Source organism: Flavobacterium sp. KBS0721, from assembly GCF_002007065.3.
Lineage (GTDB): Bacteria > Bacteroidota > Bacteroidia > Flavobacteriales > Flavobacteriaceae > Flavobacterium > Flavobacterium piscis.
Window position 1 is genome coordinate 4,764,517 of the sequence record NZ_CP042170.1, and the last position, 26,295, is coordinate 4,790,811.

17 protein-coding genes are annotated in these 26,295 nt (G+C 33.7%); 6 read left to right on the forward strand and 11 right to left on the reverse strand.

The window, feature by feature from the left end; all coding sequences use genetic code 11:
* Nucleotides 1–152: 152 nt before the first annotated feature.
* From B0M43_RS20040 to B0M43_RS20050, 3 genes are all read right to left on the reverse strand, one after another.
* Nucleotides 153–1,685 (reverse strand): sialate O-acetylesterase, encoded by a 1,533-nt coding sequence (locus tag B0M43_RS20040; RefSeq protein ID WP_168199966.1) that lies wholly within the window; start codon nt 1,683–1,685, stop codon nt 153–155.
* A gap of 151 nt (nt 1,686–1,836) precedes the next feature.
* A complete protein-coding gene (locus B0M43_RS20045; RefSeq protein ID WP_065449010.1) occupies nt 1,837–3,363 on the reverse strand; it encodes a RagB/SusD family nutrient uptake outer membrane protein in 1,527 nt (508 codons plus the stop codon).
* A gap of 6 nt (nt 3,364–3,369) precedes the next feature.
* Nucleotides 3,370–6,513, reverse strand: coding sequence for a TonB-dependent receptor (locus B0M43_RS20050; RefSeq protein ID WP_078007922.1), 3,144 nt, complete (start codon nt 6,511–6,513; stop codon nt 3,370–3,372).
* Nucleotides 6,514–6,956: 443 nt separating this feature from the next.
* Here B0M43_RS20050 and B0M43_RS20055 point away from each other — a divergent pair, with 443 nt between their 5' ends.
* Both B0M43_RS20055 and B0M43_RS20060 read left to right on the forward strand, forming a co-directional pair.
* Nucleotides 6,957–9,758, forward strand: a complete 2,802-nt coding sequence (locus B0M43_RS20055) for a glycosyl hydrolase (protein ID WP_078007923.1) — start codon at nt 6,957–6,959, stop codon at nt 9,756–9,758.
* Between the two features lie 23 nt (nt 9,759–9,781).
* Nucleotides 9,782–10,906 carry a glycoside hydrolase family 88 protein gene (locus B0M43_RS20060; protein WP_078007924.1) on the forward strand — a complete coding sequence of 375 codons (1,125 nt, stop codon included), beginning with the start codon at nt 9,782–9,784 and terminating at the stop codon, nt 10,904–10,906.
* Nucleotides 10,907–11,019: 113 nt separating this feature from the next.
* On the opposite strand, the gene B0M43_RS20065 is transcribed toward B0M43_RS20060, so the two are convergent.
* Nucleotides 11,020–11,469, reverse strand: a complete 450-nt coding sequence (locus B0M43_RS20065) for a hypothetical protein (RefSeq protein WP_078007925.1) — start codon at nt 11,467–11,469, stop codon at nt 11,020–11,022.
* Nucleotides 11,470–11,658: 189 nt separating this feature from the next.
* The gene (locus tag B0M43_RS20070; protein WP_078007926.1) at nt 11,659–12,201 is read right to left on the reverse strand and encodes a YcxB family protein; all 543 of its coding nucleotides are present in this window, start codon (nt 12,199–12,201) and stop codon (nt 11,659–11,661) included.
* Between the two features lie 412 nt (nt 12,202–12,613).
* Between B0M43_RS20070 and B0M43_RS20075 the strand changes: the two genes are divergently transcribed.
* From B0M43_RS20075 to B0M43_RS20090, 4 genes are all read left to right on the forward strand, one after another.
* Nucleotides 12,614–13,702: a sensor histidine kinase gene (locus B0M43_RS20075; RefSeq protein ID WP_078007927.1), complete on the forward strand. Its 1,089-nt coding sequence runs from the start codon at nt 12,614–12,616 to the stop codon at nt 13,700–13,702.
* An 11-nt stretch (nt 13,703–13,713) separates the two neighbouring features.
* Complete coding sequence (locus B0M43_RS20080) at nt 13,714–15,036, forward strand: sigma-54-dependent transcriptional regulator (RefSeq protein ID WP_371295971.1); 1,323 nt, start codon at nt 13,714–13,716, stop codon at nt 15,034–15,036.
* Between the two features lie 215 nt (nt 15,037–15,251).
* Complete coding sequence (locus B0M43_RS20085; RefSeq protein ID WP_078007929.1) at nt 15,252–16,232, forward strand: AraC family transcriptional regulator; 981 nt, start codon at nt 15,252–15,254, stop codon at nt 16,230–16,232.
* Nucleotides 16,233–16,256: 24 nt separating this feature from the next.
* Nucleotides 16,257–17,246 (forward strand): AraC family transcriptional regulator, encoded by a 990-nt coding sequence (locus B0M43_RS20090; RefSeq protein WP_078007930.1) that lies wholly within the window; start codon nt 16,257–16,259, stop codon nt 17,244–17,246.
* A 183-nt stretch (nt 17,247–17,429) separates the two neighbouring features.
* On the opposite strand, the gene B0M43_RS20095 is transcribed toward B0M43_RS20090, so the two are convergent.
* The 6 genes from B0M43_RS20095 to B0M43_RS20120 all read right to left on the reverse strand — a co-directional run bounded on the left by B0M43_RS20095 (nt 17,430) and on the right by B0M43_RS20120 (nt 26,202).
* Nucleotides 17,430–18,173: a rhamnogalacturonan acetylesterase gene (locus B0M43_RS20095; protein WP_078007931.1), complete on the reverse strand. Its 744-nt coding sequence runs from the start codon at nt 18,171–18,173 to the stop codon at nt 17,430–17,432.
* Nucleotides 18,174–18,332: 159 nt separating this feature from the next.
* Complete coding sequence (locus B0M43_RS20100; protein WP_078007932.1) at nt 18,333–19,682, reverse strand: glycoside hydrolase family 28 protein; 1,350 nt, start codon at nt 19,680–19,682, stop codon at nt 18,333–18,335.
* Nucleotides 19,683–19,906: 224 nt separating this feature from the next.
* A complete protein-coding gene (pelA, locus tag B0M43_RS20105) occupies nt 19,907–21,916 on the reverse strand; it encodes a pectate lyase (RefSeq protein ID WP_078007933.1) in 2,010 nt (669 codons plus the stop codon).
* A gap of 7 nt (nt 21,917–21,923) precedes the next feature.
* Nucleotides 21,924–23,522 carry a glycoside hydrolase 43 family protein gene (locus tag B0M43_RS20110; RefSeq protein ID WP_078007934.1) on the reverse strand — a complete coding sequence of 533 codons (1,599 nt, stop codon included), beginning with the start codon at nt 23,520–23,522 and terminating at the stop codon, nt 21,924–21,926.
* A 223-nt stretch (nt 23,523–23,745) separates the two neighbouring features.
* Nucleotides 23,746–24,966 carry a glycoside hydrolase family 105 protein gene (locus B0M43_RS20115; protein ID WP_078007935.1) on the reverse strand — a complete coding sequence of 407 codons (1,221 nt, stop codon included), beginning with the start codon at nt 24,964–24,966 and terminating at the stop codon, nt 23,746–23,748.
* Nucleotides 24,967–24,987: 21 nt separating this feature from the next.
* Nucleotides 24,988–26,202, reverse strand: a complete 1,215-nt coding sequence (locus tag B0M43_RS20120; protein WP_078007936.1) for a glycoside hydrolase family 105 protein — start codon at nt 26,200–26,202, stop codon at nt 24,988–24,990.
* Nucleotides 26,203–26,295: the final 93 nt, after the last annotated feature.

Below are 26,295 nucleotides of genomic sequence, written 5' to 3' on the forward strand. Positions count from 1 at the left end.
TTTGCCGAACTACTAACGGAGATTCCTCGTTCCTCGGAATGACAAACTTTATGGTAACTTTGTTAAATCTTAGTAATGTTGATACGGTTCTCAAAATACTATACAAACTTTGTCAAAGTTTAAAACTTTGACAAAGCTTCCAAGCACTAAACCTATTTTTTCTCTGTTTTAATTTCCCAATCATCTGTTCTAAAAGGTGACGCGGGTAAATTTTCTTTATTGAATAAATTAGGTTCAGGAATGGCTTTCCAGGCAAAACGAACGGCAACGGGTTCTTTTACTTTCAAAGAAGAAACTACCACTGTTTTCCCTTCAATTTTGGCATCGGCCGGATAAAAAACCTGATCGCTTCCTGCTATTTCAAATTCTTTTAGATGGTCTCCATTTTGCTTTAAACCTGATTCGGCGTAATCAAAAAATAATTGTGCTTTTTGTTTTTTAATTTTCATTTGGCTAAAAATAGGTCCTGAATACACCAGTTTATTTTCTCCATAGGTTTTAGCGCGGGCAATTAAAGCGAGTCTGTAACCCACGGTTTGCTTGTCTATTGGGTGAATATTATTGGCGTCTCCAACATCTGTTGTCACAACCATTCCGCTGTTCGGAATTATTTTTAAGGACATTAATTGTGCTTCGCGTATTTCGGCATTTTGTCCTTTATGAGGTGTAATTTGTACATAAAAAAAAGGGAAATCTCCTTGTTTCCTTTCTTCTCTCCAGCTTTTTACCATGGCAGGAAATAAAGATCGGTACAAATAGGCTTTTCCTGAATTACTTTCGCCCTGATACCAAATAGCACCCTTTATAGTATAATTTACCAGAGGATGAAGCATTGCATTATACAATACATACGAGGTTTTGTTGGCTTCTTTTTTAGGCTTTTTTAATTGTCCTTTTACAGCATTTTCTGCCGCTGCAATTTGCTCATTGGTAAGATTTAAATAATAGTTTTCAAGTTTTTCCTGATATGCTTTTTCGTTTTTTGCGTCTTCCTGCAAAATGGGCAAAAAGGCAACATCTTGTTCTAAAACGCTTTGCGCTGTCCACGCTTCTGCTTTTGTTCCGCCCCATGAAGTCGAAATTAATCCGATGGGTACATTCAGTTTTTGATATAAATCCCTGCCAAAAAAATAGGCTACGGCAGAAAAACTCTGAATACTTTCGGGCGTACACACTTTCCAGCTTCCGGTAACATCTTCAAGTGGTGTCTGCGCAGCATTTACGGCAACGGTAAACAATCTAATATTGGGAAAAGAGGCGTTTTTTACTTCTTCTTCATAATTTTTGACTCCGGTTTTCCATGTTTTATCTTCTCTTCCCACAGGAAAAAACATATTCGACTGACCTGAACAAAGCCAAACCTCGCCGATTAAAATATTTCTTAAAGAGATCGTATTTGATGCATTGATGGTAATATCATAAGCTTTGTCACTTCCGTTTGGTGTGTTTAATGCTGTTTTCCAGTTTCCAGCAGCATCCGCCAAAACTTCAACGGGAAGATTATTCCATCCTAAATGAATGGTTATTTTTTCGTTTGGAGCTGCCCATCCCCACAAATTAACTTTTGTATTTTGCTGTAAAACCATATTATCAGCTACTAAAGCGGGCAATTTAACCTGCGCCAGAACAGCGTTTTTTGCACTAAAAACCAGTAGAATTAAGAGAAGTCTTTTTAGGTAAATCATTAGAATATTTTTAAATACTAAAACATTAAATTTAAAACAGTTAAACGGTGAATCTATCCTGTGCTTTCCTGTTTATTTTAAATAAAAAAGAAGTCGTCTAAAAAAAGACAACTTCTTTAAAAAAAAATAAAAAAATTGGAGCAAATGTTTCTTAATCGTAACCCGGATTTTGATCGTAAAGCCCAGGAACGGCTAAAATTTCTGATAACGGAATTGGATACAACAATGAATTGTTATCGATTGTTCTAATTTTCCCTTCGGTATCTTCTGCCGCTTTCCAGGCGTTCATTGTAGTTACTGCTTTCCCTGATCTGATAAGGTCAAACCATCTTGTCCCTTCTGAGAAAAATTCTTTTCTTCTTTCTGTAAACAAATCATCCAAAGTAATATTAGAAGCATTTGCCGCAACACCTGCTCTTGTTCTTACTTTATTTACAATATCATCTACTTCTGCCTGCGATCCGCCGCCGCCGTGAAGCGTACATTCGGCCATTAACATCAATACATCTGTATAACGTGTTACCATAAAATCGACACCCCAGTCTTCACGACCGTTTCCGTATCTGGCAGCATCAATGTATTTTTTGAAAACAGGCAACGTATAACTTCCTTTATAGGTTCCGGTAGCAACTGTATAACTGGTTGCAATTCCGTAAATTTTTCTTTTGTCTGTTGCTTCAAACAAATTCAAAAATCCGGTTGAAATTGGTTTTGCCTCCAAAGCTCCCTGCGCTGATAAATTTACCGAAGCAAAATAAGGCTCGTAACCTAACTCTACCATAAAATTGCCTCCAACGGCCAGCGGCAAACTTTGAGTATACGGAATTGTTAATACATTTTCTTTATTGGTAATTCCTTCTACTTTAAAAATGGGTTCGTAATCTGTATTAAAGGTATATAAACCACTTAACTTAATATCATTTAATTGCTGATAGGCTTTGTCCCATTCGTTTAATCCCAATGTAGCGCCATCAATACTATATGTTGGGCTTGAGCGGGTCATGTATACAAGACCTAATAATGCTTTTGCTCCGTATTTGGTAACACGACCAAAATTCGCTGCGTCGTATGTTGGTGCCAAATCCGGAATAGCTTGTTCAAGATCTGCTATGATCAGTTTATAAACATCTACAACCGGCGTTCTTGGTATTTTTGCAGCTTCGGTAGCGGTCATTGTTTTTTCTAATAATGGCACTCTTCCAAACCATCTTATTAAATCAAAATAACAGAATGCTCTAAGAAAACGGGTCTCGGCAATCATAGAAGCTTTCTCAGCCGGATTGGTAAAAATCTGATCTCCTTTTTCGGCGATTTTTTCTAATAACTGATTGGCTTTATTAATAGCATTATAATTACTCAAATAGGCTTCTTTCACGTAAGTGTTCGAACTTATCGAGGTATAAAAACTATTAATTCCTTCCCAATCTCTTGAAGCTTGTGTTGTAGCAAGCAAATTATCTGATCTTACCTCGCTTAAATTCAGGACTCTGTTGGCATAACCATACGTTCCCATTCCGTGAAAAGCCACAGAATAAGTTGCATTTCTGGCCTGAACAAAATCGCCAGGTGTGGCGTAGAAATTCTCAATGGTTCCCTGAGATAAAGGCAATTGATTCAATTCATCCGTGCAGGACGTTATTGCCATTATTACTGTGAGTAAATAAATATATTTTTTCATTTTATTTTAATTAAAATTAATGTTAAGTCCTATCACTAAAGATTTTGCCAAAGGAGCTCCGCCATAATCTACCGGTACAGAAAAATCGCTGTTTGAACTCGCTGATGTATTTACTGCCTCAGGATTAAAACCTACTTTATATTTGTTCCAGTAGAACCAGTTTTCTCCCGTTACATAAAGTCTCATATTATCGATTCTGCTTAAACCTTTAATGGCTTGTCTAAGGTTATACCCAATTGTAATGTTGCGAACACTCACATAATCTGATTTGTACAACCAGTCTGAATTGGCCTGATATCCAAAAGATGTTCTCCAGTTTCCTCTTACCGAAGGATCTACGTTTAATGAATTTTCAACAGATCCCATTCCGGTACGGTCAATCGCTCTTCCTGTTAATCCGTAAACTGTTCCTCCGTTTTGTCCCTGAACTAATATATTTATATCAATATCTTTATATTTGAAGGTATTGGTGATTCCCCAGGTATATTTTGGAGTTGGATTACCCAAATCTACACGGTCATCAGAATTGATTTTTTTATCTCCGTTCTGATCAATATATCGTGGATCTCCCAAAACTAATTTATTACCTCCAATTGTAGTTCCACCCGCATCAATATCAGCCTGACTCACTACTCCGTTTTGCTGTAATCCAAAAATAGTATACATTGGTTTTCCAACTTCTAATTTTACAAAAGGAACTCCACCATCATAGGCATTACTAATTTCAATTTTACTCTGGCCAGGTCCAAGCGCCAAAACTTTGTTTTCGTTATGGCTTATATTGGCCGAAGTTCTCCATTCAAAACTTGGTGTTTTCACGTTTAAAGAGCTCAATTCAAATTCCCAACCCTGATTTTGTACTTCCCCAACATTGGTCAAATAACTTGTAAATCCGGTTGCCCCAACGATAGGCACTCTTAATAATAATTCGCTGTTATTTTTTCTGTATACTTCGAATGTTCCTGTTACTCTGTTTTTTAGAATTCCAAAATCCAAACCGAAATCCACACTTCTTGATTCTTCCCAGTGCAATGATGGGTTTGCTATCGATGATGCTCCCTGACCAATTGCAGCTGCACCACCAATAGAATAATTATAGGTCGCCAATGTTGCGTAAGAGGCATAACTGCCAATATTGTTACTTCCGTTAAGTCCTCCGCTCGCTCTTAGTTTTAAGTCACTAAGCCAGTCTACTTTTTGTAAAAACTCTTCTTGTTTTACTCTCCAAGCTAATGATAGCGAAGGAAAAACTCCCCATTGTTTATCTGATCCAAATTTCGAAGAACCATCACGTCTTACACTTGCAGATAAAATGTATTTTTCTTTGTAGTTGTACTGCAATCTTGCAAAATAAGAAAGCAATGTACTTTTTTCTGCATTGGTTGATCCTAAAGATCCCGTGGGCAATGTCTCGACAGTTGAACTATTATAAAGTGCCCCTGAAGATAAATTTGATCTCATAATTTCATATGAACTAAACGATTGTCCTAAAAGCACATTAAAATTATGATCTCCAAATGATTTGTCCCAGTTTAAGGTATTTTCATTAACTAAGTTTTGTCTTCTGTATGTGTTATATGCTCCTCTAATACTTGCCTGAACATCATTTGGTGTGTAACTTTCGGTTGTATTATCTGAGTTGTCAAAATTTAATGTTGTCTTCCAGGTAAACCCTTTAGCAAACTGATAACTTGCATAGGTAGAAATCAAGGTTCTGTACATGGAGTTTTTTCCTGTTCTGGCCAATGCATTAAGCATATTGGTCGTACTACTTCCCCACGCATATCTGGTTGTATATTTTTCTCCTGCCGCATTGGAGGCGCTTTCAAAAACCGGTGTTGCTACAAGGGCTTTAAATAAGGTATTGTCTTTTCCTTCTACTCCCGGATCATTTTTGATGGAGTATGAAGGCGCAATATTTATTCCTGTTTTAAAATTTTCTGATAATTTAAAGTCAACGTTGGCTCTTGCAGAAAATAAGGTGTAATCTGTACCAACAATATATCCTGAATTTTTTTGGTAATTGGCAGATACATAATAATTAACAACATCAGTCGCTCCGGAAGCCGATAATTGATAGTTATTGAATTCTCCTGTACGGAAAACTTTATCCTGCCAGTCGATATAATCTAATCCAGGATGTCCAGGAATATCCCATCTTTCATCATACAAATAAGTATAATACCTTGTATTGGCTGTGTTAAGAGGTGCAGTTGGATTTTTTGCATTATAAGCTGCAATTCTTTCCGCATTGTTCTGGCTTGCAGAAGCACCTGTAATTCCTGATCCTACCCATTGCGAATCGATCATGGTTTTAGCCCTGTCGATCCATCCCTGAGCTGATAACATATCTACCCTGTTGGCTTCTTTATTTACACCGCCATACATATTAAAAGTAAATTTTGTTTTTCCTTTTTTTCCCTTTTTTGTTGTAATCAAAACAACTCCGTTTGAGGCTCTTGATCCGTAAATAGAAGCTGCTGCTGCATCTTTTAATACTTCGATCGACTCTACATCATTAGGGTTCATGTTATCTAGTGGGCTTCCGCTTGAAAATCCTCCGTTGCTGTTGGATCCTTCGGTGTAAATAGGAAATCCATCTACCACATACAAAGGTTCGTTTCCGGCCGTAATAGATCCTGCTCCCCTAATTTCGATACTAAAAGGCTGCCCTGGTAAACCTGTTGTTTGTTTTACACGCACCCCGGCTACCTGCCCTATTAAACCCTGATCGATTCTGGAAATTGGTCGTTCTGTAAAGTTTTCTGTTTTAATTCCTGAAATGGCTCCTGTAGTTAATTTTTTCTTTTGGGTTCCGTACCCAATAACTACGACTTCATTTAAGTTTGAACTCTCTGCATCTAAAGAAACATTATAAGTAGTTGAAGCTCCAATTTTTAGTTCTTTCTTTAAAAATCCTACGAAAGAGAAAACCAAAGTTTCTCCTTCGGAAACTTTTATGGTGAATTTCCCATCAAAATCAGTACTAGCTCCTCTATTGGTTCCCTTAACGATTACGTTAGCTCCCGGAATGGAGAGTTTAGACGGATCAGTAACTGTTCCTGTAACCGTTTTTTCTTGCGCATAAGCCGACGCATGCAGTAAAGCAAAGAAGGCCATAATCAGCAAAAGATTAAGCTTGTTTTTCATAAAAGTTAAATTTTGGTTAGTTTAATAGTTTTTTCAAATTTATCCAGAACCAGTTGCCGTGGCATCCTGTAGTATCCTGTTAGATTTCAGTACATTATAGCGTTTTTATATTTATTTTAAGACAAAAATCGCACAACTGACTGATTTACAATCTTTAAAAAAAATGAAATATTAATAAATATGATATCAAAAATTTAATTAAAATATTTTTTATTATTTGGTATTTATTTATATAAAAAATAAAGAATAACAAAATAAGTAACTACATTGTTTAAACATTCCGTTTTTTAATATAATTACTAAAAACAGGATGCTACAGGATAGCCTTTTGATGGGTTACTAATACTTTTACTTCATTACTACTGCTGAAAAATTGTGTTGTATGATTTTTTAACGATGTGAAGTGATTAATTTAGTAACCACTAAAACTTTTTGAGTAAATAATGAAAATAACCAAATCCAATCTCCTTATTACCTTATTCTTTTGCGGCGCTCTTAGCACTTTTGCGCAAGAAACATCCGGTTCTCCCTGGCCAAAATCTACTAACATCAATCAGCCGTGGGCACGTTGGTGGTGGATGGGAAGTGCTGTAGATAAACCCAACCTCAAAAAGAGTTTGACAGACTTTTATAAAGCAGGAATTGGTGGTGTTGAGATTACACCTATCTACGGTGTAAAAGGAGAAGAAAATAATTTTATCGATTATCTTTCGCCTAAATGGATGGAGATGTTAGATTACACTATTCATATTGCCGATAGTCTGCATATGCAAGTTGATATGGTATTGGGAACGGGCTGGCCTTACGGAGGTTCTCATGTAACATTGCCTTATGCTGCCTCAAAATTAATTGTAGAGAAATATTCGATTAAGAAGAATGAAACTTTCGATAAAAATATTGTTGTCACCAACAGTAAAGAAAAAGTACCTGCTGAACTTTTATATGTTGTAGCCTATGCAAGCGATGGCACTTATATTAATTTAACAGATCAGGTTAAAAAGAATAAAGTTAATACTAAAGATAAAGGAATTGAAGGCAATCCTGTTGCTTTACCCAACTTATCAGAACCTAATAAACTAAAATGGAAAGCCCATAAAACTGATTATACGATTTACGCCGTTTTTAGCGGAAAAACAGGACAGGAAGTAAAAAGAGCTGCGCCGGGTGGCAAAGGATATACTTTAGATCATTATTCTGAAGAAGCACTAAATGCATATGTAGTTCCTTTTAATACTGCTTTTAAAGGTCGTGAAGGAAAAATAAGAGCCATTTTTAATGATAGTTTTGAGGTATACGGAACTGATTTCACACCTAATTTCTTTGAAGAATTTAAAGCCTTACGTGGATATGATCTTAAAAAACAATTACCTCTTTTACTAAATGAAACTTATAATGAAGCGGGTAACAGAATAAGAAGTGATTACAGGCAAACGATTGGTGATTTGTTATTGAATAAATTTGATAAATCATGGACTAAATGGGCGCATTCTAAAAACTTTAAAACCAAACTTCAGGCGCATGGATCTCCCGGAAATCTTATTGATTTGTATGCTTCCGCGGATATTCCGGAATGTGAAACTTTTGGCTCTATGCCATTTGACATTCCGGGTTTCAGACGAGAAAAAGAGGATATTCGTGAAGGTGATGCTGATCCGGTGATGTTGAAATTTTCGTCATCTGCGGCTCATATATCAGGTAAAAATTTAGTTTCATCAGAGACTTTTACATGGCTGAGAGAACACTTTAAAACAGCGTTATCACAATGTAAACCTGAGGTCGAAGATTTAATGCTCAACGGAGTAAATCATGTTTTTCTTCATGGATCTACATATTCGCCAACAAGGGCAGCATGGCCGGGATGGCAATTTTATGCTTCGGTAAATTTCAATTCTAATAACAGTATTTGGGAAGATGCTCCGGCTTTGTTCTCCTACATATCAAATTGCCAGTCATTGTTACAACAAGGAAAATCTGATAATGAAATCCTGCTTTACTGGCCTATTTTTGATACTTGGGACAAATATCAAAAAGGTAATTTATTCTTTCAGTTCAAAATACATTCTTTATCAGAATGGCTGTACGATACCTCGTTTTATGACACTACCAAAAGTTTAATAAAAAAGGGATATGGCGTAGATTTTATCTCTGATAATTTTATAGCAGATGCAAAAGTAATCAACGGAAAAATTGTTTTACCCGGCGGTAGTTTTAAATCGCTGATTATTCCGTCTTGTAAAAAAATGCCTCTTGCTACTTTGCAAAAACTAATTGAACTCAAAAAAGCTGGCGGAGCTATTATTTTTGAAGGTCTACCTGAATCAGTTCCCGGATTCAACGATTTTAAGAAACAGGAGGAAAACCTTCAAAATCTTTTAACAGCAAATGCAGCCTTAATACAGCCTGCCTCAGACATTTTTAAAGCTCTGGAAAATGTACAACTGTATCCTGAAAAACTTGTAGAAACAGGTTTAAAATACACAAGAAGAGATATTGATGGTGAAAAAATTTATTACTTGGTTAATCATACCCCACAAACGATAGATACTTTTATTCCGCTGCAAATCGGCAATAAAGAAGTTGTTATTTTTGATCCGTTAACCAGAGCTTACGGTAATGCTATTGTTACTAAAAATGCCAATACAACACTGGTTAAGCTTAAAATAGAACCGGGACAATCTTATTTTTTAAAAACAGAAAATACGGCATCACAAAAAAAATGGCAATATTATGAGCCTGTTGCGAATGCCATTTCTTTAAAAGGAAACTGGAAAATAGCATTTGACAAAGGTGGTCCGGAGCTTCCTGCAAATGCAACAGTATCTACTTTAGAATCCTGGACTAAATTAAGTCCTGATGCAGCTGCGTTTTCCGGAACGGCAACTTATACTTTAGAATTTGACAAGCCTAATGCTAAAGCAGATCAATGGAGTCTCAATTTGGGAGATGTCCGCGAAAGTGCCAAAGTCTGGCTAAATGATGAATTTATAGGTACGGCATGGTCTGTTCCTTATCAATTGCACATTAAAAAACTAAAATCAGGAAAAAATATACTAAAGGTTCAGGTTACAAATCTCTCTGCCAACAGAATCAGGGATAAAGAACTAAAAGGTGAAGAATGGAAGATTTTTTATGAAATCAATATGGTCGATAAAGATTATAAAAAATTTGATGCCACAAAATGGGAACTTATGCCTTCGGGATTATTAGGCCCTGTTACGATTACGCCATTAAAACAAGAAAACTAATTATTAAATAACGAATATTAAAAATGAAAAAGTTACTTTTATTTTTCGCTATATGCCTTTCATACACTAACTCGGCAAACGCACAACAAGCATTTGATAAAAAATTAGTATTAAAACAAATGATGCTTGCCAATGATTATTTCATGCAAAAATGGCCTGAAACCGGCAAAACAATAATTACCAATAAAGAACGCCCAAGTAATATCTGGACGCGCGGGGTCTATTATGAAGGACTTATGGCACTACATGAAATTTACCCTAAAGAAGCTTATTACGATTATGCATATGCCTGGTCTGAATTTCATAAATGGGGTTTTAATGGCGGAAATACGACCCGAAACGCCGATAATTATTGTGCTGCACAAACTTATATCGATTTGTATAATCTGGAGCCGGATGCCAAAAAATTGAAGAATACAAAAGCGAATATCAACATGCTTTTGAATACGCCTCAATTAGACGATTGGTCGTGGATTGATGCTATACAAATGGGGATGCCGGTTTTTGCCAAACTTGGAGTGTTGGAAAAAGACAATCGCTATTTCAAAAAAATGTATCAAATGTACATGTACTCGCGTGACAAACATGGAGATCACGGACTTTATAATCCTAAAGATGGTTTATGGTGGCGCGATGCTGATTTTGATCCTCCTTACAAGGAACCAAACGGAGAAGATTGCTACTGGAGCCGCGGAAATGGATGGGTAATTGGGGCTCTTGCTAAAGTGCTAACGATTATTCCTGAAAACGCACCTTACAGGGCACAATATGTAAAAGATTTAAAAGCTATGGCAGCAGCCCTGGTTCCTATCCAGAGAGCTGATGGTTTCTGGAATGTAAGTTTACATGATCCCACTAATTTTGGAGAAAAAGAAACTTCTGGTACAGCATTATTTGTTTATGGAATGGCTTACGGAATCAACAGCGGGATTCTCAAAAAAGAAACGTACCTGCCAGTTGTTCAAAAAGCATGGAATGCGATGACAACTGAAAGTTTACACACCAATGGCTTTTTAGGGTATTTGCAATCTACTGGAAAAGAACCAAAGGACGGCCAACCTTTATCTTATGATAAAGTTCCTGATTTTGAAGATTACGGATTAGGCTGTTTTTTACTGGCGGGTTCAGAAATATATAAAATGAAATAACTTCTTTTTGGGACTATTTCGTATAAAAAAGCAGGATATCCTTGATGGGATTCCTGCTTTTTTTTATTCCAACTACAACACATTAATTGGAAACTGAATTATAATTAACTAAATTACATAAGAAAAAATAAAGCTTTATAAAAATTATTAAACTTTATTGACATTATATTCGAAGCTGCAAACTTCATTTCTGACGTTTCGGGTACCAAATCAGATTTATTTTTAAAATGAGATTGTAACTCTTTTATAATTTCAATTCTTGTCTTAGAACTATCCAACAATATCAAACTTTTAACCTCTTGTAAAAACGATAAACTGTCGTATAATTGTTTATTAAACAAGCATACCAAAACATTAGTTCCTTTTTTTTCAAGTTGTAAAAACTCAACCAATTCAGACTTGTCATAGACAACATATATTGAGCGATCAAATTTTGCAGCTTCATTTTCATTTTTCGACAAAAATGAATTTTCGAAAAAATCAAATTCATTTTTAAAGCGTCTTTTAAACATCTTTAAAAAAATACCTTTATTATCACAAACCAAAACTCTTTCCTTTTCCATTTTTAAACTTATTTAGAAGTAATTAAAAAATTATTCTCCTTATTGTTATTCCTTAAAAACACAACCTAACCAACTACAAATCAATTGTTTTAAATTTCATACAAAGGTAAATTGACAGAGATTAAATAAGGAACCCTATACGTTATAAAATGAACAGATTAAGGTTTTTATTTAAAAGTTTCCAGAAAATTATATTTTATTAATATGAGTTACATTATGTTCTACAAAAGATATTAATTCATCTATTTTTCGACCGTTATTGTATTTGCTTGAAATTGAAATTATATAATTATTTCGCCCCCTAACGTACAGAAAGAAAAAATCTTTAGTTAAAATTGCTTTATCAATCTGACTCCACTTATGAACAACTTCACCCATGGGAGAATGCACATAAATTCTCGAATTGGTAAAATTAAATTTATACTTTTTACTAAACCTATTATATTTTAATAGCTTTTTAATGAACTGAAAAACAACTTTACTTATCGTATTTACAAACGAATACTGAAATAAAAAAAACAATACAATAAGGATCAGATTTCGTACCAGCCATTGTATATAATCTATTTCATCATTGAGATCAAAAAAATCAAAAAAAACAGCTGAGATTAAGAGAATTCCTGAAAAAACAACAACACGTTCTCGATAGAGGCTCTTAAAATACATTTTATTTAATTTTCGAATTTCGCCTATATTCAACTCAAACTCCAGAAAAAAACCAGAATTACTCATATCTTTTATGATTGCATTTGTACGTATTTGGAAATTTTTTATTTCTGTAAAAAATCAAATCAAAATTAGTGCAATCACAATGTGTACGCTTACTAATGAAGACATAAAAATAGCAGAATACGACTTTTAACAAATTGCTCAAATAGCAGATAAAAAGTGGTTTCCATAAAATGAAATATTGTTTTTGTACAAAATAATTTTCTTACAATTTAACAGCTATTTTTATCGATGAAAAAAAATCAAAAAAATACCTTTATAAGTTATTAAAATATCAGAATAAGACTAAACAATAATTTATATTTAGTTTATTTTCAAATAGTTTAATTTAAATTTTATTTACTACTACTAACTAAAATATTTGCCTACATTTGAAATCAATTTAAATTCATTATAAATAATTTCTTACAAATAAATGAAACTTATTCCTACAGAAGAAAAGCTTAAAGAAAGAGTTAAAGAGTTAACTTGCCTTTATGAAGTTTCAACCATAATTGCAAGGTCTCTCACTAAAGAAAAACAAGCATTACAAAAAATAATTTCGAGTACAAAAAAGGCATGGAGATACGATAAAGATGCCATAGTAGAGCTATTTGTTCCCGATTATATATTAAATACAGCTGAACTAACTGAACATACTGAATACCAAACTAGTATCATATATATCGCAAAAAAAACTGCTGGATATATTAAGGTTCATTATCCAAAAAGTAAATACAATGCTAGTGATTTTTTGAACGAAGAACAAAAACTGTTGGATACTATTGCATATGAAATAGGTAATTATCTGGAGAAGTTTAATACTATCGAAAAAAAACAGCGATTAATGCGAACGGTAGAACGAATAGACAGACTCTCTATTCTGGGAGAAATGACAGCAGGAATAGCACATGAACTTAATACTCCTTTGGGCAACATATTGGGTTATGCAGAACTAATCAAGAGTAGCAATAAAGATCATGAAATAGATTCTGATATTGCTACAATAATAAACTCTGTTATTTATTGTCGTGAAATCGTAAAAAAACTAATGTTTTTTTCTTGCGAAATACCTCAGCAACGACAATTTAAAGAAGTCAAACCTATTGTTGATTTTGCAATGTCATTCCTGAAACAAAACTTTCAGGAAAAAAATATTAAATGCGAACTGGTTTTTAAAAACGATACTATACAGGCTAAGATCGATGATGTTCAACTTACACAGGTTTTTTTTAATTTACTCATCAATGCCATACATGCCTCTCCTGAAAAAAGTACAATAAAAACAATTATCGATAGTGACACTGAAAATTTGATAATAACAATAGAAGATCAGGGAACCGGAATTCCTGATCACATTAAACAAAGAGTATTCGAACCCTTTTTTACAACTAAAACTACAAAAGGCTGCGGACTTGGACTTAGTGTCGTTCATGGAATCGTTAAAAATTATAATGGAGAAATAGTCATAGAAAATAATACGCCGGCAGGATCGATTTTTATAATAAAATTACCTTTAAACTAATTATGAGCATAATGAAACAAAACATACTTATCGTCGATGATAATTATGATATGCTTGATGTAATTCAGCGTCACTTAAAGTCCTTTGATTATCATACTTACAAAGCATCTTCTGTAATTGATGCCATCGATGTTTTAAAATATAATGATATTCATTTATTAATTACAGATCTCAATATGCCTGATATTGATGGTATTGAACTATTAAAATATACTAATGAACATTACCCCTTAATACCTAAATTAGTTGTTACAGGGTTTAACACTATTGATAATGCAATAAATTCTATAAAAGCAGGCGCTTTAGATTATTTAAACAAACCATTTTCAAGTGATGAACTTCAAAAGGCCATTAAAAAATCTTTATTGAAGGCACAAACAAGTCCGAAAACTTTATCAAACAGGATTAATTCGTCAGTAGAAAACAATAATTACTTTGGTATTGTAGGCCGTTCAGAACACTTTGAAAAATTAGTAGAAATAATAAACCGTGTAAAAGACAATAACGTTAATGTATTAATAGAAGGAGAAAGCGGTACAGGAAAAGAGCTTATAGCAAAAGCAATTCATTATAAAGGTGCATTTTCAAAAATGCCTTTTATATCGGTAAACTGTGGTGCAATTCCGGAAAATCTTATAGAATCGGAATTTTTTGGATACACCAAAGGAGCCTTTACAGGAGCATCAGAATCAAAAATTGGATTTTTTCAGGCAGCCTCAAACGGAACTATATTTTTAGATGAAATTGCAACAGCCCCGTTATCAGTTCAAACCAGACTTTTGCGCGTAATACAAGAAAAAGAAGTTACTAAAGTAGGCTCTACAAAAGTTGAAAAAATAAATGTGAGAATAATTTGTGCAACCAATAGCGATTTGCACAAAATGGTTTTGGAAGGAAAATTTAGAGAAGATTTATACTATAGAATAAACGTCATTAATATAAAAACAACTCCTCTTAGAGATAAAAAAGAAGACTTGTTGTTATTAATAAACAGCTTTCTAAAAAAGTATGGGATAAAATATAACAAACCCAATACTTCGATAGATGAAAAAGCTATTGAAATATTACTTCGATATTCCTGGCCGGGAAACGTCAGAGAATTAGAAAATATTATTCAACGTATGATTATATTAAGTGACGAAATTATAAATGTTCAGCATATTCCTGAACATTTAAAATACCATGTTCCCGAAAAAAGTTTTCTCTTTAGATCATTAAAAGAATTTGAGAAAGAACACATCATAAAAACACTTACTGCTGTAAATAATAATAAAAGTAAAGCAGCAAAAATACTGCAAATAGATCGTAAAACGCTTAGTCAAAAATTATCTTAATTATATCTATTATTTCTAATGGAACTGACTTTTTAAGACAATAAATGATAATGTCTTGCTATTTCCAGTAGATGCAACTACAATAAAAACTTTAGATACAGATTAAATCTGTATCTGATAAAATTCATCTATTAAAAACTTTTTATGGGTAACAATTAAAAAGCAGAGTATTAGACAAAAACAAAATAAATTTAACTTTATAAAACTAGCTCTACGTGAAAAAAATTGAACACTTCTACGGTACCGACTTAAAATGGACAAAACCTTTTGCTCAACAGCTCGAAGGAAAAATTGTTGGAAATTTTATAATTGTCCCTGAAAGTATCCAAACAGGGACACGTTATTTTTTAGATTGTGGCGATGGAATCATTGCCTATTATATTGATGTACAATACAACAAAAACCTTCAATTTATCCAGAAAAACATAAGCAATGATTTCGTTGGAATATATTATAATTTAACCGATGGCGACGCCAAATTATCTGCCAATAATTTCATGAAAGACATAGGCCGATGGAAATATAACCTAGCAGTTATAGATGGTGGCTTAGAATCAGATTATGAAGTAAAAAAAGGCAGTAGAACATTGGCTTTGTCTATATTTTTAAAAAAGTCAATGATGGAGTCTTTTGCCATAAAAAACAATATATACTTTCGTGATATTGATAAAATAACAAATCCTAAAAAAAACACCATTGTAATGCTTGACAGGATGAGTAGCGACAGTTTTCATATTTTAAATGACTTACAAAAACTTAAAGTTGGCGGTCCTATTTTTGATTTGAATTTGACCGGAACAGTGCATATGTTACTGGCAAATTTTCTAAAAAAAATGTCTGCGAACAGAATTATCATTCAAACAGTAAACAAAGACGATTTAAACAAGATTATAGCATCACAAATGTTTTTAATTGAAAACATCAAAGAGCCATTTCCCAGTATTCAAATTATGGCTAATATGGCTAATATGTCTGAATCAAAATTTAAAAATTTATTTAAAAAAATAACAGGAATGACACCTAATGCCTTTTTTATGGATAATAAATTACTGCACGCAAAAGAACTTCTTGAAAGTAAACAATTTTCTATATCGCAAATTTCAGATGATCTTAATTTTACCAACAATTCCTATTTCGCATCAAAATTTAAAGAACATTTTGGATTATCCCCCAAAATATTTGTCAAACAACTATAATTTAAAAATATACCACATTTTATTATGAAAAAATTCACTCATTTCTATAGTTTAACTCCAGAATGGCAGCATCATTTAGCTAAGGAAATGAATGGCGAACTTATTGATAATAAGATAATCGTTATTCCGAAATCACTTGGTCAAGGTCATTCCTATTTTACGCAAATCACTCCTGGTATTTCAGTATTACTTATGGATTTTGTACTGAATGAGTCTGTAAAAATAAATCGTATTAAATCTGATAATCAATTATATATTTTACATTTTGATCTAAGTGAAAATGCTAACGTGATCAAAATTAATAATATTGATTACAAAATCGGATCTTATGATAATCTGGGACTTGCTATTATAGATAATAAAATAGAAAGTTCTTTTAAACCGGCAATAAACAAACGAACATTAGCATTGCGATTACTTGTTGATAAAAAACTATTAGATGGTTTTTTAAAAAATCATCCTAGTGAGGAATTCAGTAAACGAAAAATTAAAGTTCCAAAAAATTCGCTTTATTATTATGACAATATAGACAGTAACAGCATTTTATTAATCAGATCTATAAAGGATAAATCAGTATTCGACATCAATTTTAATTCCCATCTAAAAGGTATTTCGCTAAAATTGCTGGGTAATTTCTTAAATCGGTATGAAAATTCAAAAGCTGTTGAAAATGAGGTTACCGAATTAGAAATTGAAGCTATTACCAAAACAAAAACATATTTATTAAATAATCTTTATAATCCGTTTCCTTCTATAAGCTTTCTTTCTGAAATGGCCGGTATGTCGCCTTCAAAATACAAAATGCTATTTAAAAAAAGTTTCTCGAGTACTCCAAATAATTTTTTTATAAAGGAAAAAATGATGCTGGCCAATAAATTTTTACAAAGTGGCGATTACACGACATTAACTGAAATCATTTATGAACTTAATTATACAAAATTAAGTTATTTCTGTTCAAAGTATTACGATCAGTTTCACAGAAAGCCATCAGATGATTTTATAAAAAAAATATAGTAATTAGGCTTAAATAAAGCTTCTCTTTACGTAAAAAAAACCAGTGAAGATAGCTTCACTGGTTTATCTATATATTTTAATCACAAAACATTTTCCGAAATCATCAATGATGATAACTTCATTGATTTTTCAAAAGCAATTGAAAGAGACTTACTTTAGTAGTAAATTCATTGTGAAGTATTGCTATTTTATTGATTTTTTAAGTTTTTCCAGGGATTTATCCTGTAGGATCTTAAGCTGCTGTACGACTATAGCGGCAACTTCAACAGCCCCTTTCTTTGAAAGATGTGTATCATCTGCTTTTTCTTTATCATAATAAGCATTTTCTCCGGCTTTAAAATGCAAATGCAATTGTTTTGATTTTTCTGGTCCGTAAGATTGTTCTAATAGTTCAGTATGATATTCCAGGTCTATAAGTGGTACATTGTACTCTTGTGCTGCTAATCTTGTTTCTAGTGGATAATCTCCGTGAGTAGGCACTAACACTCCTTTTTCATTAAAATTACGTCTTGCTATAGAAGTAAGCAATATTGGAATTGCACCTTTTTCACGGCTTTCTTTTACAAAGCGAATTAAATTGTGTCGGTAAGCTGTATGCGGATTAGTATATCGCGTAGAATCTTCTATTTTTTCATCATTATGTCCAAATTCAATAAAAACATAATCTCCTTTTTTAAGCTTATTATGAACAGAGTCCCAACGTTTTTCATTGATAAAACTTTTGGTACTTCTGCCGTTTACAGCTTTATTTATTATAACAATATTATCATTAAAAAATGTCTGCAGCACCTGTGCCCACCCATGTTCCGGGTTACGTTCCGGATCTTTCTTGTCTGCCATTGTCGAATCTCCAATACAATATACTGCTGTTTTTTGTGCAAAACAAACTGTAGTTATAAGCAATGTTAGTGCTATATATTTTTTCATTTTAATATATTATTGATGTTAATCATTTTTTTAATTTAATGGTGGGTCGCGTTGGTATTGACAATAAAAAGTTCTTAGCCCGTATCATGAACCTCTTTAACCTTGGCAGCTAAAAGCCTTAGTCCCTTAATTCCTCAGTCTCTCAGTCCTTCAAAAAAACTATTTCGCTGCCGATGGAACTGTTGCGCGCTGCCCTATAAATACATCTGTCATTAGAACGTTTTCTGCATTCTCATTCGATAACGCATTTTTAGCAGATTTGATTTCAATATTCCTTAAAGAGATATTCCTGATCTTTTTATCCGGAAATCCCTGAATTACAATTCCATTTTCTGTGGCTTTGTTGCAGGTAATATCCGAGAAAGAAATATTCGAAATCTCAGACTGGAAACCATTGCCTTCTCCGTGATAATTTGCAGTGATATATAAGCAATCTTCTACCTCATCGAGTTTGATATTTCGCACAAAAACATTTTTAATAAAACCGCCTCTATCGGCATTAGTTTTTAAATAGATTCCTCTTTTTAGATAACCAATGGTTTTACAATTCTCAACATAAACATTTTGTACTCCTGCTGACATTTCACTGCCAATTACAACGCCATGAAGTCCTTTAAAATTGCAGTTTCTAATTACAATATTTTCACTTGGTGTGGCTGAATTTGCTCTTCCTTCATGATCTCTTCCTGCTTTAATAGCCACGTTGTCGTCACCATTATCGAAAGTTACATTTTCGATTAAAACATCTTTTGCATATTCAGGATCAATACCATCGTTATTATAATTTAACGATTTATAACGTACTCCCCGAACCGTGATACTTTCGGATTTTAATAAATGTAAACACCAAAAAGGGGAATTTTCGATACGAATATTCTCCACCAAAATATTCCTGCAATTGAAAAACTGAATCATTTGCGGACGTAAAAAATGCCCCTCCCCAAATTTCCTGTCTTTAAGCGGAATATCATTATGATTCATATCGCGGCTTAGATTTTTTCCTGCTCCCTCTTTGGCCTTAAAGCTTTTCCATACCTTACCTCCTTCTCCATCAATAGTTCCCTCGCCAGTTATAGCAATATTTGAGCATTCGTAACCGTATATTAGCGGACTGTAATTGTATAACATTGTTCCTTCCCAACTTGTTAAAACCATGGGTAAGTAGTCTTGCGGGTTATCACTGAATTTAATTTTTGCTCCCTTTTCCATTTTAAGGTTAACGTTACTCACAAAGTGAATTGGACCATTGATTTTATAAATCCCCTTGGGCACAATTATCGTTCCGCCCTTGTTCTTTTTACACAACGCCATGGCTTTATCAAATACAGCTTTATTATTGGTAACAGAATCTCCTTTTGCTCCTAATTTTAAAACATTTATTTGATAAGATGGAATAACCGGAAGCTGAATTCTGTTGACAATAGCATCTACTTTTGCCGATGGAAATTCAGTCTGCTGTGCAAAAGAAGCAAATGAAATCAGTAGAAAAATGAGACACTTAAAATTCATAATGTTATATTTTATTTGGTTTAGCCCACGGGTTGTAACCGGTTAAACGGTTTTTCGCGGATTTTTTTATTACATAAAGCAAACTAATTTTTTTTAATTAGTCAAAAACCTAACGTTTAAAAAAGTCTCGCAGATTGGGCAGATCTTAGTTTTTTTTGATAAAAAACAAGAAAAGAAAACAGCGAAAACCGTTTAATCCGTTAAAATCTGTGGGCTAATTTTTTTTATTTCGAATACCAATTAGCAATAGAATCTTTTAAGATATTTTCTATTGTATATTTTGCTGCCTCTTTTTTTGAAAGCTGATGTGACCATGAAACTCTTTTTTTAGGCTGAAAACCTTCGCCTTTGCAATTATACTCTGCATAAAAAGCAGTTTTTTCTGCTTCGGGTTTTGACCAGTTATGCCAGCCTTCTGGTTTGATATGTTTTCCCATGTCACAATCGATATAAACTGTTTTGGCATAAATACGCCAGGGTCTGCCCAAATAAACTGATGTAGCAGCTGGTTCAGCGGTAAGTTTGCATTTTTTAAAAACATACCCAAAAGTAGTATCCTGAGGAGTTGAAGCTGCTGTGATATAGGAATTTTTGATACTGTGAATTTCACAATTTTCGAATAATACAGTAGCACTTCCAAAAATAAAATCGGTTGTACCTTCGATATAACAATCTTTAAAATATTGCTTTGCATCTTTTCCTGACACATACAAAGTATCCTGATTGCCCAGAATATTACAGTTTGATATCTTAGCACGATTTGCTACCACAGACAATGCAATTGCTTGTCCGTTATCACCTGAAGCATTTTTTATCGTTAAATTTGATGCTGAAAAATCATCGGCTTCTACCAAAATCGTATAGGTAAAAAAGGTACTATTTCTTCCTGTGTTGATTTTCGAAAAATTATCATCAAAACTTATAATGGTATTTTCCCTGCTTTCACCAACAAGCGCTAAATGAGTATTCCACTCCGGAATTTTAATCTTTTCATTGTAAACTCCATTCTTTACGAAAACCGTTATTTTTTCATATGGAAATGAAGGACTCGCATTTATAGCATCCTGAATTTTTGTAAAATCACCTGATCCGTCTAAAGCAACAGTAAAAAAGTTAGCTTTTTTTTTGTCTGAAGTCTCTGCTGCGGATAATTTAATTCCGTTTTTAATCGCCCATGCAGGGTATTTTTTCAATACTTCTTTTGGGGCATCTGTATACCAGGAATAGCCGTTTCTGCGTTCTGCACCAATTTCGTCAATAGATTTTTTCTTAACTCCATCACGGTCGCAAAAAAATGGTTCATTTTTGTCAAGCTCCATAAATCTTGCCCAAATTGGTGCAGCATTTTGAGAAACAACCATTTTTTTATCAATAATTTTTCCGTCATCGTTTAAAATACGTTTCTCCTCAAGATTAGTGATTTTTGTTTTTTCGAACCAAATCTGTGCACTTTTTACTGCCGTTATTATTTCGGGCGAAGGTTTATCTATCGACATTAACAGTAAAGCAATCTTAGCTGATTCATACCCGCTTAAAGACGCCAATTCAAAAGCTCTTGCATTTGCGGGAGCAAAAGTAACTTCATCATGTTGTGCACACCAGGCCGTTAAAATTCCATTTTGTCTGTATTGCGTTTTTAAGATACAATCAATTCCTTTATCGAAAGATTTTTTAGCTTTTTCGATAATTTCCTTTGATGGTTTTACACTATAAAAATCATTATCGTCACTTACATGTTTCATAATGGTTAGTATATTCACCATCGAATCATCATTGTATGTAATGTGTGTGTAGTACCCTTTTTTCAGTGGAAAAAACTGAGGCCATCCCCCATTACCATATTGGGCCTCAAATAAGTAGTTTAAACCTTTTAAAAAAGATTCTTTATAGCGATCATCCTTGACCTGAGCATACATTTTAGACATAAAAAGCATTTCCTGACAGGTTGCGCTATTGTCTGTAGTAATTTCTTTAGTCGAACTTTTAAGGGCAAGTAAATCCTTTTTTTGCTGCGCGGTTAGCTCTTCCTGCATCTGAATATTTTTTGGCCATCCGCCAATATCTCGTTGATACAACAAAGCATTCTCTGCTATTTTTTTAGCCTCATCTGTACCAAACCATCCTGCATCATTTTTACGAATAATATCCGGCCAGTTTTTATAGGTGTTTTGAGCATTTACTGCAAAGCAAATACTAAATAAAACTAATACTATATATTTTTTAAATTGAATCATTTTAAGCTTATTTTGTTATTCTAAACCAATCTACCGCAACATTTCCTGAATCGTTTGTTACTTTTTCGCTCAAGGCAAAAAGACCAACTTTGGCCCCAATCCATTTTCCTTCTTTTGCAACAAAATCAGATCCTATAGACTGATATTTTTTATCATCTAAACTATAAAAGAAACTGCAAATACCTCCTTTTTTAACTTTTACCCTAAGGTAAATAATATTGTTTGTTATTAAAACAGGAATTGTTTCTGTTTCCGAAATTTTCTTATCAAAAGTTCCTGTTTTCTGATTGAGATAGAGCTTCCCTTTATCATTTTTAAAATTAAGATAACTGTAGTCTAATCCCATTATTATAAGTCCTGTCGATTCCGCATTTAGCCTTGTATTAAAAGTCAGTTTAGTGGTGACAGTAAACTCTTCTGCGGGAAACTTTTGAAGCAATAAGTTGGGCGCGTCAAAAATTTTCTGATTGTCTTTTATAGTAGTCTGGCAAAATAAATTAAGATATCCTAAACTTGTTGGAAAACCCCAATTGATTTGAGAATTCGCCTGCCATTGCCATTGCAAACCTAATTTTGGCTCATTAAACTCATCAGATTCTGCAGGAGTTTCTATTGGATGTTTTTTACCTACATTTGGTTTTTTAAATGTTGTAACCGGTTCTCCAATTCCGTTTTTATCAAAATCCTGTCCCATTACGGGCCAATCTTTTTCCCATTTCATGGGCTGAAGATGTACAATTCTGCCATAAGCACCTTTGTCCTGAAAATGAATGAACCAGTCTTCTCCTGTTTGCGTTTGCACCCATGCACCTTGATGCGGACCATTTATGGCAGTTTTTCCTTGTTCCAAAACTTTCTTTTTTTCATAGGGGCCGTACACATTTTTTGATCTTAAAATAGTTTGCCAACCGGTAGAAACCCCACCTGCAGGAGCAAAAATGTAATAGTAACCATTTCGTTTATAAAATTTTGGTCCTTCGATTGTGCCTTCGCTTTCATGTCCGTCTATAACCATCACTTCATCATTATTGGCTATTGTTCCTTCTGCATTCATACTGCAAACCACGATCAGACTCTTTATTTGTGCCCGGCTTCCGGCAAAGGCATGAACCAGATACACTTTCCCATCATCATCCCATAAAGGACTAGGATCGATAAGTCCGATGCCACTTTTTACCAAAAGAGGTTCAGACCACGGGCCTTCTGCTTTTTTAGCTTTAATCATATAAATTCCGAAATCAGGATCAGGATAATAAATATAAAATTCATTATTATGAAAAGTAATACTCGGCGCCCAAACACCATTGCCATGCTGCACTTTATTAAAAGTTTCAAACGGAGGTTGTTTTGGCAAAGCATAACTCAAAATTTTCCAATTTACGAGATCTTTCGAATGTAAAATGGGTAATCCGGGAATGCAATTAAAAGAGGATGCCGTCATATAAAAATCATCCTCCACGCGTACCACATCAGGATCCGAATAATCGGCATGAATTATAGGATTGGTATACGTTCCGTCTCCATTATCCGGCACCCAAACCTGAGCAAAATTCTTTTGTATCGCGATTATGGATAATAAAAGAAAGAGGGCTTTGAAATTTTTCATTTTTGGTATTTATTATACTTTCCAATTAAACCCGACAGGTTTTAATTGGAAAGTAAGTTTTAACCTGTTTTTTATCAATTCAACGAAAGAGACACGAGCAATAGGTAATAGACGAATTAATTGCAAGAGTTGATCTAAAAATTGGTGACTTTCTTTGCGGAATTACTTGCGGGGATTTCTCCTTCGTCGAAATGACAAACTGGTTGATTAAACGTAATAGAAGTTATCTATTCAATTCTATAGCAGCCAGAATAAAAGGTCCGGTAGCTTTAGGGTCATTGTCTTTTTTCTTTTCGTTTACATAATATTCATATGATCCATCACGATAGGGAGTTCCGCCCAGACCAGCCACCTGGCAAGCTTGAGTAAGCGTTATTCCGCCATCAGCATCTACTTTTATTAATTTTTTAGTCAATCCGTCAAAAGCTTTGTTCGCTAATTTTTTATAGCTTGCTGGCAGATATCCTTTGTTGGCTCCCTTTGCAAAAGCATAAGCAAACATTGATGATCCTGAAGCTTCAAGGTAATTTCCTTCTTTATTACCTTTATCAGTTACCTGATACCATAAACCTGATTTATCCTGAAATTTAGCCAAAGCCGCTGATACATTGTTAAGGTATTGTACTAATTCTTTTTGTTTTGGGTGATCTTTTGGCATATAATCCAATACATCAACAAGCGCCATTACATACCAGCCCAAAGCCCTTGACCAGAAATTTGGAGAATTACCTGTTTCTTTATTTGCCCAAGGCATTTGTTTACTTTCATCCCAGGCATGGTACAATAAACCTGTTTTTGGATCTGTAGCATGCGACTGAATTACCTCAAATTGTTTTGCGATGTCATCAAACTTTTCTCCGTTTTCGAAAGTAAGAGTATATTGTGCATAAAATGGCTCTCCCATATATAACCCATCTAACCACATTTGGTTTGGGTATATTTTTTTATGCCAAAAGCCTCCACTTTGCGTGCGTGGCTGCTCAGCAATTTGTTTGCGCACTAACTGCATTGCTTTTATATATTTTTCTTCTTTTGATTCAGCATATATATCAAAAAGCAAACGTCCCGGCACTACCAGATCAATATTGTATTTGTCTAATTCATAGGTTTTAATAGTTCCGTCATTTTGCACTAACTCATCTACATAACCTCTTATATAAGTTTTATATCTTCCATCCGGATTTTTCTTGTATAATTCTTCGATCGAATGCAAAACCAAAGCATGAACATAATCCCATTTCGGTTTTTTAGAATCATCAATCATATAGGCTTCAGGATGACGTTTCATTAAGGTCAAAGCCATTTTATCAGACCATTTTAAATTTTTAGAAATAATGATTTCTTTTTTTGAAGGTTCCTGAGAAGTTACTTTACAGCTTGTAAAAGCTATTAAACAAACTAAAACAACTGATGTAAAATAACTTTGTCTTTTAGTATTTTTCATTTTTTAAGATATTTAATTTTTTTATTTTTTTAATTCTATTGCACTCAATAAAAATGCTGCTAAAGCCGGAGAACTATTATCTTTTGCTTTACTATTTACGTAATATTCATTTGTTCCGTCACGAAAAGGTTTTCCTCCTAAACCAACACTCAAGGATACATTTGAAATCATTACTTCTCCATTTGTACCTTTTTTTACAAACTCCTTAAGGTACGCATCAAATGATTTTTGAGCGATTTTTTTATAACCTGACGTTAGATATCCTTTATTCGCTGCTTTTGCCAGACTATAGATAATCATCGCAGAAGATGACGACTCTAAATAATTGCCTTTCAAATCAGGTTTATCCGCCACCTGATACCATAGACCTGATGCACTTTTATGTTCGACTGCACTTTTTGCCATCTGGTTCAAATAGTCTGCCAGCTTTTTATAGTTTGGATTTGTTTTAGGGTAATAATTCAGCGTTTCTACCAAAGCCATCATGTACCAACCTATACCGCGTGCCCATATTGTTGGCGATGTTCCTGTTACAGCATTTGCCCATGCTATTTCTTTACTCTCGTCCCAAGCCTGATATACCAATCCTGTTTTTTGATCGACCAAATGATTTTGCACCAATTCAAATTGTTTTGCAATATCATCCAAAGCTTTACCTTTTTCATACTTAACTGTATATTGTGTATAAAAAGGTTCAGCCATATACAAACCATCTATCCACATTTGATTGGGATATATTTGCTTGTGCCAAAAACCTCCGCTTGCTGTTCTTGGCTGGTTCTCAATTTGAGTCCTTAATTGCTCTATAACTTTTTGATAGCGGTTGTCTTTGGTTTCATCATATAAATTAAAAAGTAATTTTCCCGGATTTACACAATCAATGTTGTAATCTTTACTATTATAATCTAAAATATTTCCATCACGATCGATTAATTCATCAGCATATTCTTTTATATAATTGAAGTATTTTTTGTCGTTTGTTTTTTGATATAATTTTTCAAAAGCATACAAAACCAATCCCATTTTATAATCCCATTTTGGCTTTTTAGTCCCGTCGATCTGCGAGGCTTTAGGATAGGTATTCAAAATAGTAAATGCCGTTCTCTCTGACCATTTTAAATTGTCAGTAAGAACAGCATTTTTATTTTCCTGCGCTATTGTTTTACTACTTAAAATGAGTAGCAATGTAAATACAACAGTGTTGAAATTTACTTTTATAAAATCTAACTTAGACATATATTTTATTTTTAGTACTGGATATCTTTTTACAAACCCCGATAGCTATCGGATAAAAGATTAATACTTGTTCTCGCAGATTTAGCAGATCAA

Excerpts from the sequence above, each read along its gene's own strand:
- B0M43_RS20070 (WP_078007926.1), bottom strand. The coding sequence starts at position 12,201 with ATGAGTAATTCTGGTTTTTTTCTGGAGTTTGAGTTGAATATAGGCGAA.
- B0M43_RS20060 (WP_078007924.1), top strand. The coding sequence starts at position 9,782 with ATGAAAAAGTTACTTTTATTTTTCGCTATATGCCTTTCATACACTAAC.
- B0M43_RS20110 (WP_078007934.1), bottom strand. The coding sequence starts at position 23,522 with ATGAAAAATTTCAAAGCCCTCTTTCTTTTATTATCCATAATCGCGATA.
- B0M43_RS20040 (WP_168199966.1), bottom strand. The coding sequence starts at position 1,685 with ATGATTTACCTAAAAAGACTTCTCTTAATTCTACTGGTTTTTAGTGCA.
- B0M43_RS20095 (WP_078007931.1), bottom strand. The coding sequence starts at position 18,173 with ATGAAAAAATATATAGCACTAACATTGCTTATAACTACAGTTTGTTTT.
- B0M43_RS20055 (WP_078007923.1), top strand. The coding sequence starts at position 6,957 with ATGAAAATAACCAAATCCAATCTCCTTATTACCTTATTCTTTTGCGGC.
- B0M43_RS20050 (WP_078007922.1), bottom strand. The coding sequence starts at position 6,513 with ATGAAAAACAAGCTTAATCTTTTGCTGATTATGGCCTTCTTTGCTTTA.
- B0M43_RS20065 (WP_078007925.1), bottom strand. The coding sequence starts at position 11,469 with ATGGAAAAGGAAAGAGTTTTGGTTTGTGATAATAAAGGTATTTTTTTA.
- B0M43_RS20120 (WP_078007936.1), bottom strand. The coding sequence starts at position 26,202 with ATGTCTAAGTTAGATTTTATAAAAGTAAATTTCAACACTGTTGTATTT.
- B0M43_RS20100 (WP_078007932.1), bottom strand. The coding sequence starts at position 19,682 with ATGAATTTTAAGTGTCTCATTTTTCTACTGATTTCATTTGCTTCTTTT.
- B0M43_RS20115 (WP_078007935.1), bottom strand. The coding sequence starts at position 24,966 with ATGAAAAATACTAAAAGACAAAGTTATTTTACATCAGTTGTTTTAGTT.
- B0M43_RS20090 (WP_078007930.1), top strand. The coding sequence starts at position 16,257 with ATGAAAAAATTCACTCATTTCTATAGTTTAACTCCAGAATGGCAGCAT.
- B0M43_RS20045 (WP_065449010.1), bottom strand. The coding sequence starts at position 3,363 with ATGAAAAAATATATTTATTTACTCACAGTAATAATGGCAATAACGTCC.
- B0M43_RS20075 (WP_078007927.1), top strand. The coding sequence starts at position 12,614 with ATGAAACTTATTCCTACAGAAGAAAAGCTTAAAGAAAGAGTTAAAGAG.
- B0M43_RS20080 (WP_371295971.1), top strand. The coding sequence starts at position 13,714 with ATGAAACAAAACATACTTATCGTCGATGATAATTATGATATGCTTGAT.
- pelA (WP_078007933.1), bottom strand. The coding sequence starts at position 21,916 with ATGATTCAATTTAAAAAATATATAGTATTAGTTTTATTTAGTATTTGC.